General features: G+C 69.4%; 16 protein-coding genes. All 16 read right to left on the bottom strand.

Annotated features, from left to right (window positions below; all coding sequences use genetic code 11):
- Window positions 1-79: 79 nt before the first annotated feature.
- On the bottom strand, window positions 80-1,522 hold the full coding sequence (atpD, locus tag ACIQ9E_RS04350; protein WP_403701766.1) for a F0F1 ATP synthase subunit beta: 1,443 nt from the start codon (window positions 1,520-1,522) through the stop codon (window positions 80-82).
- A complete protein-coding gene (locus tag ACIQ9E_RS04355) occupies window positions 1,522-2,439 on the bottom strand; it encodes a F0F1 ATP synthase subunit gamma (RefSeq protein ID WP_403701768.1) in 918 nt (305 codons plus the stop codon). The genes atpD and ACIQ9E_RS04355 overlap by 1 nt, the downstream gene beginning before the upstream one ends.
- A gap of 20 nt (window positions 2,440-2,459) precedes the next feature.
- On the bottom strand, window positions 2,460-4,058 hold the full coding sequence (gene atpA, locus ACIQ9E_RS04360; protein WP_403701771.1) for a F0F1 ATP synthase subunit alpha: 1,599 nt from the start codon (window positions 4,056-4,058) through the stop codon (window positions 2,460-2,462).
- A gap of 151 nt (window positions 4,059-4,209) precedes the next feature.
- Window positions 4,210-5,025, bottom strand: a complete 816-nt coding sequence (locus tag ACIQ9E_RS04365; protein WP_403701774.1) for a F0F1 ATP synthase subunit delta — start codon at window positions 5,023-5,025, stop codon at window positions 4,210-4,212.
- A complete protein-coding gene (locus ACIQ9E_RS04370; protein WP_403701777.1) occupies window positions 5,022-5,588 on the bottom strand; it encodes a F0F1 ATP synthase subunit B in 567 nt (188 codons plus the stop codon). Before ACIQ9E_RS04370 ends, ACIQ9E_RS04365 begins: the two co-directional genes overlap by 4 nt.
- A gap of 44 nt (window positions 5,589-5,632) precedes the next feature.
- On the bottom strand, window positions 5,633-5,863 hold the full coding sequence (atpE, locus tag ACIQ9E_RS04375; protein WP_006346597.1) for an ATP synthase F0 subunit C: 231 nt from the start codon (window positions 5,861-5,863) through the stop codon (window positions 5,633-5,635).
- 88 nt (window positions 5,864-5,951) lie between these two features.
- Window positions 5,952-6,764, bottom strand: a complete 813-nt coding sequence (atpB, locus tag ACIQ9E_RS04380) for a F0F1 ATP synthase subunit A (protein WP_366255173.1) — start codon at window positions 6,762-6,764, stop codon at window positions 5,952-5,954.
- A 225-nt stretch (window positions 6,765-6,989) separates the two neighbouring features.
- A complete protein-coding gene (locus ACIQ9E_RS04385) occupies window positions 6,990-7,427 on the bottom strand; it encodes a hypothetical protein (RefSeq protein WP_403701781.1) in 438 nt (145 codons plus the stop codon).
- Window positions 7,428-7,691: 264 nt separating this feature from the next.
- Entirely contained in the window at window positions 7,692-9,059 is a 1,368-nt protein-coding gene (locus tag ACIQ9E_RS04390) for an MraY family glycosyltransferase (RefSeq protein ID WP_403701784.1), read from the bottom strand.
- Between the two features lie 106 nt (window positions 9,060-9,165).
- Window positions 9,166-10,443 (bottom strand): serine hydroxymethyltransferase, encoded by a 1,278-nt coding sequence (gene glyA / locus ACIQ9E_RS04395; protein WP_403701787.1) that lies wholly within the window; start codon window positions 10,441-10,443, stop codon window positions 9,166-9,168.
- Window positions 10,444-10,671: 228 nt separating this feature from the next.
- The gene (locus tag ACIQ9E_RS04400) at window positions 10,672-11,313 is read right to left on the bottom strand and encodes a low molecular weight phosphatase family protein (protein ID WP_006346602.1); all 642 of its coding nucleotides are present in this window, start codon (window positions 11,311-11,313) and stop codon (window positions 10,672-10,674) included.
- Window positions 11,310-11,957: an L-threonylcarbamoyladenylate synthase gene (locus tag ACIQ9E_RS04405; protein WP_403701791.1), complete on the bottom strand. Its 648-nt coding sequence runs from the start codon at window positions 11,955-11,957 to the stop codon at window positions 11,310-11,312. The genes ACIQ9E_RS04400 and ACIQ9E_RS04405 overlap by 4 nt, the downstream gene beginning before the upstream one ends.
- A 49-nt stretch (window positions 11,958-12,006) precedes the next feature.
- Window positions 12,007-12,852 (bottom strand): peptide chain release factor N(5)-glutamine methyltransferase, encoded by an 846-nt coding sequence (prmC, locus tag ACIQ9E_RS04410; protein WP_006346604.1) that lies wholly within the window; start codon window positions 12,850-12,852, stop codon window positions 12,007-12,009.
- Between the two features lie 46 nt (window positions 12,853-12,898).
- Window positions 12,899-13,978, bottom strand: coding sequence for a peptide chain release factor 1 (prfA, locus tag ACIQ9E_RS04415; RefSeq protein WP_403701794.1), 1,080 nt, complete (start codon window positions 13,976-13,978; stop codon window positions 12,899-12,901).
- A 105-nt stretch (window positions 13,979-14,083) separates the two neighbouring features.
- On the bottom strand, window positions 14,084-14,308 hold the full coding sequence (gene rpmE, locus ACIQ9E_RS04420) for a 50S ribosomal protein L31 (RefSeq protein ID WP_006346606.1): 225 nt from the start codon (window positions 14,306-14,308) through the stop codon (window positions 14,084-14,086).
- Between the two features lie 261 nt (window positions 14,309-14,569).
- Window positions 14,570-15,718 carry an LCP family protein gene (locus ACIQ9E_RS04425; protein ID WP_403701798.1) on the bottom strand — a complete coding sequence of 383 codons (1,149 nt, stop codon included), beginning with the start codon at window positions 15,716-15,718 and terminating at the stop codon, window positions 14,570-14,572.
- Window positions 15,719-15,954: the final 236 nt, after the last annotated feature.

Raw genomic sequence — 15,954 nt, forward strand, 5'->3', positions numbered from 1 at the left:
GAGGCCGAAGGTGCGGGGGTTCGGGGGAAGCGGCGGGCGGGGGCACCCCGCCCGCCGCTTCCTCACCGGATCGCCGGCGTCAGGAGACGCCCAGCTCCTTGGCGTTCTTCTTGAGGTCCTCAAGACCACCGCACATGAAGAAGGCCTGCTCGGGGAAGTGGTCGTACTCGCCGTCGCAGATCGCGTTGAACGCGGCGATCGACTCGTCGAGCGGAACGTCCGAACCGTCCACACCGGTGAACTGCTTGGCGGCGTGGGTGTTCTGGGACAGGAACCGCTCGACCCGGCGGGCACGGTGGACGACCAGCTTGTCCTCTTCGCCCAGCTCGTCGATGCCGAGGATGGCGATGATGTCCTGGAGGTCCTTGTACTTCTGGAGGATCCCCTTGACGCGCATCGCGGCCTCGTAGTGGTCCGCGGCGATGTACCGCGGGTCCAGGATCCGGGACGTGGAGTCCAGCGGGTCCACGGCCGGGTAGATGCCCTTCTCGGAGATCGGACGGGAGAGCACCGTCGTCGCGTCGAGGTGGGCGAAGGTGGTCGCCGGGGCCGGGTCGGTCAGGTCGTCCGCGGGGACGTAGATCGCCTGCATCGAGGTGATCGAGTGACCACGGGTCGAGGTGATGCGCTCCTGGAGGAGGCCCATCTCGTCCGCCAGGTTCGGCTGGTAACCCACCGCGGACGGCATACGGCCGAGCAGGGTGGACACCTCGGAACCGGCCTGGGTGAACCGGAAGATGTTGTCGATGAAGAAGAGCACGTCCTGCTTCTGCACATCGCGGAAGTACTCCGCCATGGTCAGACCGGCCAGGGCGACGCGCAGACGCGTCCCCGGGGGCTCGTCCATCTGGCCGAAGACCAGCGCCGTCTTGTCGAGGACGCCGGACTCCTCCATCTCGTCGATGAGGTCGTTGCCCTCACGGGTGCGCTCGCCGACGCCCGCGAAGACGGAGACGCCTTCGTGGAGGTTGGCGACACGCATGATCATTTCCTGGATCAGCACGGTCTTGCCGACACCGGCACCACCGAACAGACCGATCTTGCCGCCCTTGACGTACGGGGTCAGCAGGTCGACGACCTTCAGGCCGGTCTCGAACATCTCGGTCTTGGACTCGAGCTGGTCGAAGGCGGGGGCCTTGCGGTGGATCGCCCAGCGCTCACCGACGTTGGCGTTCTCCTCGGGGTGGTTCAGCACCTCGCCGAGGGTGTTGAACACCTTGCCCTTGGTGAAGTCGCCGACCGGGACCGTGATGCCCTTGCCCGTGTCGGACACCGGGGCCTGGCGGACCAGACCGTCGGTGGGCTGCATGGAGATGGTGCGGACCACACCCTCACCGAGGTGCTGCGCGACTTCGAGGGTCAGCGTCTTGACCGCGCCGTCCTCGGCGGGGTCGGCCACCTCGACGTGCAGCGCGTTGTAGATCTCGGGCATCGCGTCGACGGGGAACTCCACGTCGACGACCGGGCCGATGACCCGGGCGACGCGGCCCGTGGCAGCGGCCGTCTCAACAGAGGTCGTCATTACTTGTCACTCCCCGCGGTCGCGTCGGCCAGGGCGCTGGAGCCACCGACGATCTCGCTGATTTCCTGGGTGATTTCGGCCTGTCGGGCCGCGTTGGCAAGTCGGGAGAGCGTGTTGATCAGCTCACCCGCGTTGTCGGTCGCCGACTTCATCGCACGGCGGCGGGCCGCGTGCTCGGAGGCGGCGGACTGCAGCAGGGCGTTGTAGACCCGGCTCTCGACGTACCGCGGCAGCAGTGCGTCGAGTACGTCCTCCGCCGACGGCTCGAAGTCGAACAGCGGAAGGATTTCGGCCTTACCGCCCGTCTCCTCCGCCGCCTCGGTGAGGCTGAGCGGCAGCATCCGGTTCTCCACCGGCGACTGCGTCATCATCGACACGAACTCCGTGAAGACGATGTACAGCTCGTCGGCGCCGCCTTCGGCGGTGTCCTTCTGGACGGCCTCGATAAGCGCCGCGGAAACCCTCTTGGCGTCCGCGTACTCCGGGCTGTCCGTGAAGCCGGTCCACGAGTCCGCGACCTTGCGCTCACGGAACCCGTAGTAGGCGACACCCTTGCGGCCGACGATGAACGTGTCGACCTCCTTGCCCTCGCCGCGGAGCCGCTGGGTAAGCCGGTCGGCCGCCTTGATGGCGTTGGAGGAGTAGCCTCCCGCCAGGCCGCGGTCGCTCGTGATGAGCAGTACCGCGGCGCGGGTGGGGTTCTCCACCTCCGTGGTCAGGGGGTGCTTGGTGTTCGATCCGGTCGCCACCGCGGTGACCGCGCGGGTCAGCTCGGTCGCATACGGCGTGGAGGCCGCCACCTTGCGCTGCGCCTTGACGATGCGCGAGGCGGCGATCATCTCCATCGCCTTGGTGATCTTCTTCGTCGCCGAGACGGACCGGATGCGACGCTTGTAGACCCGGAGCTGCGCTCCCATGAGTCAGGTCCCTTCCGTCGTCACTTCGAGACGTTGACGGCGGCCGGGGCGTCCTCGCCGAGCAGCTTGCCGTCGTGGGTCTCGAACTGCTTCTTGAACGCGGCGATGGCATCCGCGACCGCGGTCAGGGTGTCGTCCGACATCTTGCCGCCCTCGCGGATGGAGAGCATCAGACCGGACTCCTCGCGGTGCAGGTACTCCAGCAGCTCACGCTCGAAGCGGCGGATGTCCTGAACCGGGACGTCGTCCATCTTGCCGTTGGTACCGGCCCACACGGAGACGACCTGGTCCTCGGTGCGCATCGGCTCGTACTGCGGCTGCTTCAGCAGCTCGACCATGCGCTTACCGCGCTCCAGGGAGGCCTTGGAGGCGGCGTCCAGGTCGGAACCGAAGGCGGCGAACGCCTCCAGCTCACGGAACTGGGCGAGGTCCACGCGGAGCCGGCCGGAGACCTGGCGCATGGCCTTGTGCTGGGCGGAGCCACCGACTCGGGAGACCGAGATACCGACGTTCAGGGCCGGGCGCTGACCGGCGTTGAACAGGTCGGACTCCAGGAAGCACTGGCCGTCGGTGATGGAGATGACGTTGGTCGGAATGAACGCGGAGACGTCGTTGGCCTTGGTCTCGACGATCGGCAGACCCGTCATCGAACCGGCGCCCATGCCGTCGGAGAGCTTGGCGCAGCGCTCCAGCAGACGCGAGTGCAGGTAGAAGACGTCGCCCGGGTAGGCCTCACGGCCCGGCGGGCGGCGCAGCAGCAGCGATACGGCGCGGTAGGCGTCGGCCTGCTTCGACAGGTCGTCGAAGATGATCAGGACGTGCTTGCCCTCGTACATCCACTGCTGGCCGATGGCCGAGCCGGTGTAGGGCGCGAGGTACTTGAAGCCCGCCGGGTCGGACGCCGGGGCGGCGACGATGGTGGTGTACTCCAGGGCGCCGGCCTCCTCCAGCGCGCCGCGCACGGACGCGATGGTGGAGCCCTTCTGGCCGATGGCGACGTAGATGCAGCGGACCTGCTTGTTCACGTCGCCCGAGCGCCAGTTGTCGCGCTGGTTGATGATGGTGTCGACGGCCAGGGCGGTCTTGCCGGTCTGGCGGTCGCCGATGATCAGCTGGCGCTGGCCGCGGCCGATCGGCGTCATGGCGTCGACGGCCTTGTAGCCGGTCTCCATGGGCTCGTGCACCGACTTGCGCTGCATGACCGTGGGGGCCTGCAGCTCAAGGGCGCGGCGGCCCGAGGTCTCGATCTCGCCGAGGCCGTCGATCGGGTTGCCCAGCGGGTCGACGACGCGGCCGAGGTAGCCCTCGCCCACGGCCACCGACAGCACCTCGCCGGTACGGGTGACCGACTGACCCTCCTCGATACCACTGAACTCGCCGAGGACGACCGCACCGATCTCGCGCTCCTCAAGGTTGAGGGCGAGACCAAGGGTGCCGTCCTCGAACTTCAGCAGCTCGTTCGCCATGGCCGAGGGAAGACCCTCGACCTTGGCGATACCGTCGCCGGCCACGCTGACCGTACCGACCTCCTCGCGCGAGGCCGCGTCCGGCTTGTACGACTGGACGAAGTTCTCCAGTGCGTCCCGGATCTCCTCCGGCCGGATCGTGAGCTCCGCCATCAGGTTCCCTGCTCTCCTTGTTGGGCCCGAAGTTTCTTTGGGGTCTGGGGGCGACCCCCAGGAATCTTCTGCAATCTCTGCACGGCCCAACCGGGCCGCTTTCTTGCCAATTCAGTTGTGCCGCCGCTCGGCGGCCGACGCGCGGGGCGCGTCAGCCGGCCAGCCTGCGCTTCGCCTCGTCGAGGCGGTCGGCGATGGTGCCGTTGATGACCTCATCACCGACCCGGACCGAGATCCCGCCGATGACCGTGGGGTCCACCTCCAGGTTGAGGTGCATCTCACGGCCGTACAGCCGGGCCAGCCCGGTGCCCAGTCGCTGCTTCTGCGCGTCGCTGAGCGGTACCGCGGAGGTGACCACGGCCACCATGCGGTCCCGGCGAGCCGCAGCCAGCTTGGACAGGGAGTCGATTCCCTGTTCCAGGCTACGTCCCCGGGGCGCGGACACGAGACGGCCGACGAGTCGCTCGGTGGCGGGGTTCGCCCGGCCCTCGAGAAGACTCTTCAGCAGTTCGGCCCGAGCGGCCGGGTTCGCGGACTTGTCGGTCAGCGCGGACCGCAGCTGCGGGTTCGAGTCCACGATCCGGCCGAAGCGGAACAGCTCGTCCTCGACATCGTCGAGAACGCCCGCCCGCTGGGCCGCGGTGAGGTCGGCGGTGTTCGCCAGCTCCTCCAGGGCGTCCACCAGATCGCGCGAACGCGACCAGCGGGAGCGGACCGCTCCGCAGACCAGCTCGACGGCTTCGCCGCCCACCTGGCCGTTGAAGAGCCGTCCTGCCAGCTCGGCCTTGGCGTCGCCGCTCTGCGCCGGGTCGGTGAGGACCCGACGCAGCGACACCTCGCGGTCGAGCAGAGCGGTGACGGCAGCCAGTTCGCCGGCGAGCTTCGCCGCGTCGGCCGACGTGTTGTCGGTCAGCGCGTCGAGGGACTCGCGAGCAGCGGACAGTGCCTCTCGGCTCGCTCCGTTCACCGGGAGACCTCCGCCTTCACCGTGGTCGTGGCGCCTGCCTCGAGTTCGTCGAGGAAGCGGTCGATCGTCCGGCTCTGCCGGGCGGAGTCCTCAAGGGACTCGCCGACGAGCCTGCTCGCCAGATCGGTCGCGAGCTTGCCCACGTCCTGGCGGAGCGCGGCGGCCGCGGCCTTGCGGTCGGCCTCGATCTGGCTGTGCCCCGCGGCGATGATCTCTTCGCGCTGGCGCCGGCCCTCGGACCGCATCTCCTGCACGATCGTGGCACCCTGCTCGGTCGCCTCCTGGCGGAGCCGGGCGGCTTCATGACGAGCCTCGGCGAGCTGGGCCTTGTACTGCTCCAGCACGCTCTCGGCTTCGATCTTGGCCGCATCGGCCTTCTCGATGCCGCCTTCGATGGCCTCGCGACGCTCTTCCAGAGTCTTGTTGATATTCGGGAGGAGCTTCTTGGCGAGGAAGAAGAAGACGATCGCGAAGGCGATGGTGCCGATGATGAGCTCATCGGGGTGCGGGAGCAGCGGCGGCATCGGCTCCCCCGCGGCCGCGATGTTGATCAGGGCGCTCACATCAGTGCCTTCCGTGAAAAAGAGGTGGGCTGTCCGGACTCGTCCTAGTAGACGAAGCCCATGACGATGCCGATCAGGGCGAGCGCCTCACAGAAGGCGAAACCCATGATCTGGTTGGTGCGGATCAGGCCGGCCGCCTCGGGCTGACGGGCCAGGGCCTGGGTGCCGTTACCGAAGATGATGCCGACGCCGACGCCGGGGCCGATGGCGGCGAGGCCGTAACCGATGGCGGCGACGTTGCCTTCGACGGCGGCGAGGGTCTGGAGAGCGGACATGCCGGTTCTTCCTTCTCTTTCAAGGACCCGGTGGGGGTTGGCCACCGGACGATCTGGAGGGTTGCGCTGGAGGGAGGGTCCGAGGCGATCAGTGGTGCTCGGAGAGCGCGCCCTGAATGTAGTTGGAGGCCAGGAGGACGAAGACGTACGCCTGGACGGCCTGGATGAACAGCTCGAAGACGATCATCACCATGACGAGGATGAACGAGGTGCCCGCGTAGAGGACGCCGATGCCGTTCAGCAGGTACCACGTCGCGACGGTGAACATCACGATCAGGAGGTGGCCCGCGAACATATTGGCAAAGAGCCGGACGGCGTGCGTGAACGGGCGGATGATCAGGTTCGAGAAGAACTCCAGCACCATGATCAGCGGGAGGATCGGCCCGAGGTCCTTGTTGTAGCCGAGGATGTTCTTCCAGCCACCGACGAAGCCGTGCTTCTTGAAGGTCAGCCCGACCCACAGGAAGTAGACGAGGAGGGCGAGCACCACCGGATACGCGATGAGCGAGGTCACCGGGAACTGGGCGACCGGGATGATCGACCAGAGGTTCATGATCCAGATGAAGAAGAACAGCGAGACCATCAAGGGGACGTACTTCTCGCCCTCCTTCTTGCCGATGATCTCGTAGACGACGCCCTTGCGGACGAAGTCGTAGCCGGCTTCACCGATCATCTGGACCTTGCCGGGCACCAGCTTCGGCTTGTTGAAGGCCGCCCAGAAGAAGCCGACGACGACCAGCGTGCTCACGAAGGCGAGCAGCATGGGCTTGTTGAACTCGAAGCCACCGACCGTGAACAGAGGCTCGTACATGAACGTGTGGAGCCCAGGGGCGTTGAATCCACACCCGGTGAAGAGTTGACAGTCCGCCTCAAAGGCGAGCATCTGGGGGTCAGCACTCACCGCGGGCTCCTTCAGCGTGGCGCATAGGTACGGCAACCTCGTTGTGTCGGCGCGGCGCGCAGCCGCGGTTCGGCACGGGACTGGTGTATCGGATGGTGGGGCGGCGGGCGGGCCATGAGCCTCGCGGATGAGCGGGCGTCAGCTCGGATGCCCGCGCCCGCAGTGCCGCAGTTGGCACCGGACGATAGCAGGAACCCGAAACGCTCTTTATCGCGGCCCTACTCTTCACGTCGCGGACCCGGTCTTCGCGGCCGCGGAGGCCGTGGTTTCCTCGGGTTCGACGTAGAGGATCTTGGCCTTGAGATAGGCGCGGGCCTGTGCCGCGACCCAGACAATGGTCGCCACCAGCAGCGTCAGGGCAAAGACCTTCGAATCGAAGAGGGTCGTGTCCTTGAACGCCATCAGGAAGACGAAGAGCAGCAGCAACTGCGTGGTGTAGAGCAGGAAGCCCATGGCCTGGAAGAGATGCGGATACTGCTTGGCCGTGCGCTGGAGCACCACGAGCCCCGCCCCCATGAAGAGGACGACCACCAGCGTGCCGATGGCAGCGCCGAGCGCACCCTTGCCGCCCGCGACAACGGCGCTGACGGCCACGGCGATCAAACCGGCGACAGCGGTCGGTACGGCGGTGTGCAGAAGGGTGCGTGCGTCAGTTGACGGCATGGCGGCATCTCCGCTTGCTGGTGGTGGCAGTGGTGTCGTCATGGACGAGCGTAAGCCGGGTCCGAGATTGGTCCTCGGGGGCCGGAAGACCGTCGCACTACGGTCCTTCGGCACTGTCGCCGGTTCTCGTGAATCGTATCACAAGCTATTTGAGAAGACCTTTACCCGTTCGTGTGCCCACTCTCACACATGAGAGTGAATCCGCCCGTGTGTGCAGGGACTTGGGGGCAAGTTGTCTGCTAATGCGGCTGAACATGGCAAAAGTCACCCCGGGGTACCGGCCTTCCGCCGCTCCGGGAGCCCCGCGTGCGCGCTGAGCGCGGTCGCCCCGTTGACCCCCTCCGGCAGCTTGGTCCGAGCCCCCTCCGCCCCGCTCTCCCCACCCGCAACGGACGTCTCGGAGCCCCCGGCGGCGTACGCATGCGCGGGCTCCGGCTCCGGTGCGGCGGCCGGCCGCTTGCGGCGGCGGTAGCGCGGCGGGACGAACGACTCCATCCAGCGCGGCGCCCGCGGCGTGAACCGCGGCAGCAGGAGCAGCACCAGCCCGACCGCGCTCAGCCCGACGATCACCATGACGATCCACAGGGACGCCGAGTGCACCGAGTAGCCGACCACCCCGAAGGCGAACACCGCCGACCAGAAGTACATGATCAGCACGGCGCGGCTGTGCGAGTGCCCGATCTCCAGCAGCCGGTGGTGCAGATGCCCCCGGTCGGCGGCGAACGGCGACTGGCCCTTCCAGGTCCGGCGGACGATGGCCAGCACCAGGTCGGCGACCGGGATGGCGATGATCGTCAGCGGCAGCAGCAGCGGGATGAAGACGGGCAGCATCGCGTGGGTGGTGTCGCGGGCACTGCCGTCGTAGACGAAGATCCGCAGGGTGTCCGGATCCACCTGGCCGGTGACCGAGATCGCGGAGCCGGCCAGCACCAGACCGATCAGCATCGACCCCGAATCGCCCATGAAGATCCGCGCCGGATGCATATTGTGCGGCAGGAAGCCGAGGCACATACCCATCAGGATCGCCGTGAACAGGGCGGCGGGGGCGGCGGCCTCGATCATGTTGCCGACCCACAGGCGGTACGAGTAGAGGAAGAACGCGGCGGCGGCGATGCAGACCATACCGGCCGCGAGACCGTCGAGACCGTCGACGAAGTTGACCGCGTTGATGGTGATCACCACGATCGCCACCGTCAGCAGGGTGCCCTGCCAGGAAGTCAGCGAGACCGTGCCGACGCCGGGGACCGGGATCCACAGGATCGTCAGACCCTGCATCACCATCACACCGGCGGCGATCATCTGCCCGCCGAGTTTGATCAGCGCGTCGATCTCGAACTTGTCGTCGAGGACCCCGATGATCCAGATCAGCGCGGCGCCGGAGAGCAGCGCCCGCGGTTCGTTCGACAGCTCGAAGACGCTGCCGAGATTCTGCAGATGGTCCGCGACCAGCAGCCCCGCGCAGAGCCCGAAGAACATGGCGATGCCGCCGAGCCGCGGCGTCGGTTCTCGGTGCACGTCGCGCGCGCGGACCTCCGGCATCGCTCCGGTCGCGATGGCGAACTTCCGCACCGGACCGGTCAGCAGATAGGTCACTGCGGCTGTGACACAGAGCGTCAGCAGATAATCACGCACGGGCTGCCCCACAGGAATCGCCGGCCATCTCAGCCACACACCCTAACCGCGGCGGCCGCATGGTGGAGGACTGACGGGCGCCGCGGACGGTTGCACTCGGTCTCGGCTACCCCGGATACGGCGGAAATCTACCGGCCAGCTCGGCGGCCTCCGCACGCAAGGTCCGCACCGCGTCACCCTCGGCGTAGAGGGCGGCGGCACAGAGCACCGCGATCCGGGCCATTTCCGCCTCCCCCATGCCCTGCGTGGTCACGGCGGCCGTGCCCAGCCGCAGCCCGCGCCCCTCTCCGTACGGGAGGGCGCAGGTGTCCGGGACCAGCCCGCAGGCCGCCAGACGGCCGCGTGCCGTCCTCCCGTCCACCCCGAGGGGTTCCGGGTCCACCACGATCAGATGGGTGTCCGTACCGCCCGTCAGGACCGTGAAGCCCTCCGCCTCCAGACCGGCGGCGAGCACCCGGGCATTGGCCACCACCCGATGGGCGTACGCGGCGAAGGCGGGAGCCGCCGCCTCGCCGAACGCCACCGCCTTCGCCGCGACGGTGTTCATCTGCGCCCCGCCCTGGGTGAACGGGAACACCGCCCGGTCGATCCGGCCCGCCGTCTCCTCGCCGCAGAGGATCATCCCGCCGCGCGGCCCCCGCAGCACCTTGTGCGTGGTGGCGCAGACGACGTCCGCGTACGGCACCGGACTCGGCGCCGCCCCGCCCGCGATCAGCCCCATCGGATGCCCGGCGTCCGCGATCAGCACCGCGCCCGCCTCGTCCGCGATCTCCCGGAAGAGCGCGTAGTCGGGATGGCGGGGGTACGAGATCGAACCGCAGACGATCGCCTTCGGTCCGCGCGCCCGGGCCAGCCTGCGGACTTCGCCGTAGTCGATCAGCCCGGTGTCCGGGTCGAGCCCGTAGCCGACGAAGTCGAACCACCGCCCGGAGAAGTTCGCCGGCGAGCCGTGGGTGAGATGGCCGCCGTACGACAGCCCCATCGCCAGCACCGTGTCACCGGGCCGCAGCAGCGCCGCGTACGCCGCCAGCACCGCCGAGGAGCCCGAATGCGGCTGGACATTGGCATGCCCGGCGCCGAACAGCGCCCTGGCCCGGTCCACGGCGATCCGCTCGGCCGCGTCGACGATCTCGCAGCCGCCGTGGTGGCGGGCCCCCGGATAGCCCTCCGCGTACTTGTTGACCAGCGGGGAGCCGAGGGCGGCCAGCACCGCGGGCGAGGTGAAGTTCTCCGCGGCGATCAGCTGGACCGTCCCGGTCTGCCGGGCCGTCTCCCCCGCGATGACCTCGGCGATCTCCGGGTCCTGCCGTTGTAGCAGCTCCGGGTCGGCGGTATAGCGGACGGCGCCTTTCGCGGCGCTCGCGCGTGCGGTGCGGACGGGCATGGCGTGCTCCGGTCCTCGCGTGTCGGTGCGCTTTCACTCTAGGCCGCGGCCGCCCGCGGCGCGCGCGAGCGGCGGTACCGGGGGCGGGGCACGGGGCGGTCGTCGCGGCGGGACGGAGAGCGGCTGCGGTCCGTCGGCGCGGGAGGGCCGGCAGCGGACGCGGAAGGGGGGTACGGGGCTGGGGCCCGGCCCCGCGGGACGGGTCCCGGGCCGTCCGCCCGGGGGCGGTCAGTGCCGGGCCGGAATGCCGGTCAGGGCCGTGACCACGGGGTCCAGCGCCTGGTTGATCTCGTCGCCGATGGAGCGGAAGAACGTGATCGGCGCGCCGTAGGGGTCGTACACCTCGTCGGCGTCCGGACTGGGGGCCAGCAGCCAGCCGCGCAGCGCCGCCGCGGCCCGTACCAGCGCCCGGGCGCGCTCGACGACACCCTCGTCGCGCGGGTCGGGCAGGGTCGCCGGGTCTATGGCCCGCACCAGCCGGGTGAACTCCTTCAGGGTGAACGTCCGCAGTCCCGCGGAGTGGCCCATGGAGATGACCTGCGCCCGGTGGTCCCGGGTCGCGGTCAGCACCAGATCGGCGCGGATGACGTGCTCGTCGAGAAGCTCCCGGCCGGTGAAGCCGGTGGCGTCCGCGCCGAAGTCGGCGAGCACGATCTCGGCGTTGGCCTCCATGGGCGCGCCCTCGTGCCCCCAGGTGCCGGCGCTCTCCACGATCAGTCCGCTCGCCATCAGATCGCCGAGGCGGTCGCTGAGGGCGTGCCGGGTCAGCCGCTCGGTGATCGGCGAGCGGCAGACATTGCCGGTGCTGACGTGGAGTATCCGGAAGCAGTCGTCCGATGCGGTGCCACGCCCCTGGTCAGGGGCGATCAAGGTGCCACCTCGAGATCGGGTACGACCTTGCGCAGCTCGTCCGCGGTCAGCGCCCCGGCGCGCAGCAGTACCGGCACATCACCGGTGACGTCGACGATCGACGACGGGACGATTCCGGGCGTCGGGCCGCCGTCGAGGTAGACGGAGACGGAGTCGCCGAGCATGCCCTGCGCGGCGTCGCAGTCCTCCGGCGCCGGGTGGCCGGTCAGATTGGCCGAGGAGACGGCCATCGGGCCGACCTCGGTGAGCAGTTCGATGGCGACGGGGTGCAGCGGCATCCGGACGGCGACGGTGCCCCGGGTGTCGCCCAGGTCCCACTGGAGGGACGGCTGGTGCCGGGCGACCAGGGTGAGCGCACCGGGCCAGAAGGCGTCGACCAGTTCCCAGGCGCCCTCGGAGAAGTCGGTGACCAGCCCGTGGAGGGTGTTCGGTGAGCCGATGAGGACCGGGGTGGGCATACTGCGCCCGCGGCCCTTCGCGGCCAGCAGATCGGCGACGGCCTCGCGGCTGAAGGCGTCGGCACCCAGTCCGTACACGGTGTCGGTGGGCAGCACGACCAGTTCACCGCGGCGTACGGCGGACGAGGCCTCGCGCAGCCCGGTCGTCCGGTCGGTGGCGTCGTTGCAGTCGTATCGCCGGGCCATCAGAGAACCTCCTCGGGCAGGTACGCGGCGGGGGCGTACGGGATCGTCGTCACGGCGTCGCCTTGCGGGCGGTCGCGAACCGGGGGCGGTTGTTCAGATCGGGGTGGTCCGCCGCGTCCGTCCAGCCGGACTCCTCGGCGAAGATCCACGGCACCTGGCCGCCCTGGGTGTCCGCGTGCTCGATGACGACGAGCCCGCCGGGCCGCAGCAGCCGGTGGGCGGTGCGTTCGATACCGCGGATGGTGTCGAGGCCGTCCTCGCCGGAGAAGAGGGCCATCTCCGGGTCGTGGTCGCGGGCCTCGGGCGCCACGTACTCCCATTCGGTGAGCGGGATGTACGGCGGGTTGGAGATCACCAGATCGACCTGGCCGTCCAGTTCGGGCAGGGCGGTCAGGGCGTTGCCCTGGTGGAGGCTGATCCGGGAGCCCTCGGCGTTCTTCCGGGCCCAGTGGAGGGCGTCGTCGGAGAGTTCGACGGCGTGCACCCGGGAGCGGGGCACCTCCTGCGCCATGGCCAGCGCGATCGCGCCCGACCCCGTACAGAGGTCGACGATCAGCGGTTCGACGACGTCCATGGCGCGGACGGCGTCTATGGCCCAGCCGACGACCGATTCGGTCTCGGGGCGGGGCACGAAGACGCCGGGGCCGACCTGGAGCTCCAGATAGCGGAAGAAGGCGCGGCCGGTGATGTGCTGGAGGGGTTCGCGGGCCTCGCGGCGGGCGACGGCCTCCCAGTAGCGGGCGTCGAAGTCGCCGTCCTTGACCAGGTGCAGCTCGCCCCGCTTCACCCCGTGCACGTACGCGGCCAGCTCCTCCGCGTCGAAGCGCGGCGACGGTACGCCGGCGTCGGCCAGCCGCTGGGTAGCCTGGGCCACCTCGGCGAGCAGCAGGTTCACTGGTGGTCCTCCACCTGGTTCGTACGGACGGGTCCGGCAGCCGGGCTTATTGGGCGGCCGCGAGCTTGGCGGCGGAGTCGGCGTCGACGCAGGCCTGGATGACGGCGTCGAGATCGCCGTCGAGCACCTGGTCGAGGTTGTACGCCTTGAAGCCGACGCGATGGTCCGAGATGCGGTTCTCCGGGAAGTTGTAGGTCCGGATCTTCTCGGAGCGGTCGACCGTGCGGACCTGGCTGCGGCGCTGGTCCGCGGCCTCCCGCTCGGCCTCCTCCTGGGCGGCGGCGAGCAGCCGCGACCGCAGGATGCGCATGGCCTGCTCCTTGTTCTGGAGCTGGCTCTTCTCGTTCTGGCAGGAGGCGACTACACCGGTGGGGAGATGGGTGATGCGCACGGCGGAGTCGGTGGTGTTCACGGACTGGCCGCCGGGTCCGGACGAGCGGTAGACGTCGATCCGCAGATCGTTGGGGTTGACCTCGACGTCGATCTCCTCGGCCTCGGGGGTCACGAGGACACCGGCGGCGGAGGTGTGGATCCGGCCCTGGGACTCGGTGGCGGGCACCCGCTGGACGCGGTGCACCCCGCCCTCGTACTTCAGCCGGGCCCAGACGCCCTGGCCGGGCTCGGTGGCGCCCTGGCCGCCCTTGGTCTTCACCGCGACCTGGACGTCCTTGTAGCCGCCCAGCTCGGACTCGGTGGCGTCGATGATCTCGGTCTTCCAGCCGACGCGCTCCGCGTAGCGCAGATACATCCGCAGCAGATCACCGGCGAAGAGGGCGGACTCGTCGCCGCCCGCGCCCGCCTTGACCTCCAGCAGGACGTCCTTGTCGTCGCTGGGGTCGCGGGGCACCAGCAGCAGCCGGAGCTTCTCCGTCAGCTCCTCGCGCTGCTTCTCCAGCTCCTTGACCTCGGCGGCGAAGTCCGGATCGTCGGCGGCCAGCTCGCGGGCCGTCTGGATATCGTCCCCGGTCCGCTTCCAGGAGCGGAAGGTGCCGACGATCGGGGTCAGCTCGGCGTAGCGCTTGTTCAGCTTGCGCGCGTTCGCCTGGTCGGCGTGGACGGAGGGGTCTGCCAGCCGCTGCTCAAGGTCGGCGTGCTCGCCGACGAGTTCCTCGACCGCCTCGAACATCGGGGGCTCCTGCTCTGCTTACGTACGAAGGTGCTGCGGGACGTCAAAGCGCCGGTCCCGGCCGCCCCGGCGCGGGGACGGCCGGTGACCGGCGCAGTTGGCTCGCTACTTCTTGGCGGAGCCGGCAGCCTTGCCGAAGCGGGCCTCGAAGCGGGCCACGCGGCCACCGGTGTCGAGGATCTTCTGCTTGCCCGTGTAGAACGGGTGGCACTCGGAGCAGACCTCGGCACGGATGGTGCCGGAGGAGAGGGTGCTGCGAGTCGTGAACGACGCGCCACAGGTGCAGCTGACCTGCGTCTCGACGTACTCGGGGTGAATGTCGCGCTTCAAGGTGTCTCCTAGTTTCGGGAGGGCGCCGGGTCGCACGGGCGGAATGCACGCACGTGAACCGGGGCCGACGAACCAGTCTGCCAGGACCGGCCGTATCTCCCAAAACCGGGGTGGGTCCGGAACTATTCCCGGCGGCTTCCGGGCCGGGCGGCCGCGGGCGGAGAGGCCGCGCGTACGCGGGCGGAGAGGCCGCGCGTACGCGGGCGCGTACGCCCTCGGGGCCGTACCGGCGACTCTGTGTGCGGCCGCGGGCGAGGTCCGTCAGCCGGCGCCCGCACCGGTCCCGGAGACGGGGGCGGGGGTGCTGCGGACGACCGCTCCGGCGCTGCCCTTGCCGCCCGCGGAGTCCGTCAGTGCGCTCGACGGGACCGGCCGGTCGTGCCGCAGCGCCGTCCACACCTGCTGGGAGGCGCCTTCGAGGGGCAGTACGCGGTTGGGGTTCTGCGGGTCGTAGACGACCGGCATGGTGACCATCCGGACATCGGCGGGGTCGAGTGCCGCGAGGGTCCGGACGAAGCCGGTGAGCTTCGGTACGGAGGCGAGGCCGGAGTCCGTGGTCACGGCCCGGGTCGCGGTGTCGGCGACGCCGTACAGCTTGCCCGGGTCGGTGAGCAGTCCGGCGTCCTTGACCTGGGCCAGGAACGCCTTCATAAAGGCCTGCTGGAGCTGTATCCGCCCCAGATCGCTGCCGTCGCCGACGCTCTTGCGGGTGCGGACCAGGCCGAGGGCCTGTTCGCCGTCGAGGGTGTGGGTGCCGGCCGGCAGGTCGAGGCGGCTGTCGGTGTCCCGGATCGGTTCGGTGGTGGTGATCTTCACCCCGCCGAGTTCGTCGACGAGCTTCTTGAAGCCGGAGAAGTCGACCTCGACGTAGTGGTCCATGCGGATACCGGAGAGCTGCTCGACGGTGTCGACGGCGCAGGCGGGGCCGCCGACCTCGTAGGCGCTGTTGAACATCACGCCGTCGGCGGCGGGTATTCGCTTGCCGTCGGGGGCCGTACAGGCGGGCCGGTCGACGAGGGTGTCCCGGGGTATGGAGACCACGCTGGCCTCGCGGTGGTCCTTGTAGACGTGGACGACCATCGCGGTGTCGGAGCGGGCCCCGCCCCCGTCGTGGCCGTACTCGCGGTTGGCCCCGGAACGCGAGTCCGAGCCGAGGACCAGGACGTCCATCGAGCCGTTGCCGATGTCCGGGGGCCGGTCCTTGCCGTTGAGCTGGGCGTTGATGTCGATCCCGCGCAGATTGCCGTTGAGGCTCAGATAGGCGTAGCCGAGTCCGCCGCCGCCGACGGCGATCAGGCCCGCCGCGGCCCAGGCGGCCACCACGGTGGCCCTGCGACGACGCCGGGGGTGCGGCTTCCGGCCGCTCCCGGTGGCGCCCTTACCGCCTTCGCCGCTGCTCTGCTCGCTCATGTTCTCTCCCGCTCTGCGCGCCTACCGGCGCTTCGGCCCCCTCCGTACCGTCGTCGCGCTCCGTGACCCCCGGGCCACCGAACGAGGCGAAAACTCTCACTCTGTCCAGCTTTGTTCCGCCATTGGTAGGACGCGTCCCTCAGCAAAAGGGTTGCATGCGGTGATGAAAACCGCGTGAGAAGGCCCCCTTCGCGGGTCCGCTCCACACAGCCGTGGGCCCCGCCGTCCCTACGGAC

The organism is Streptomyces sp. NPDC094448, from assembly GCF_044763775.1.
In the GTDB taxonomy this organism is placed as follows: Bacteria; Actinomycetota; Actinomycetes; order Streptomycetales; family Streptomycetaceae; genus Streptomyces.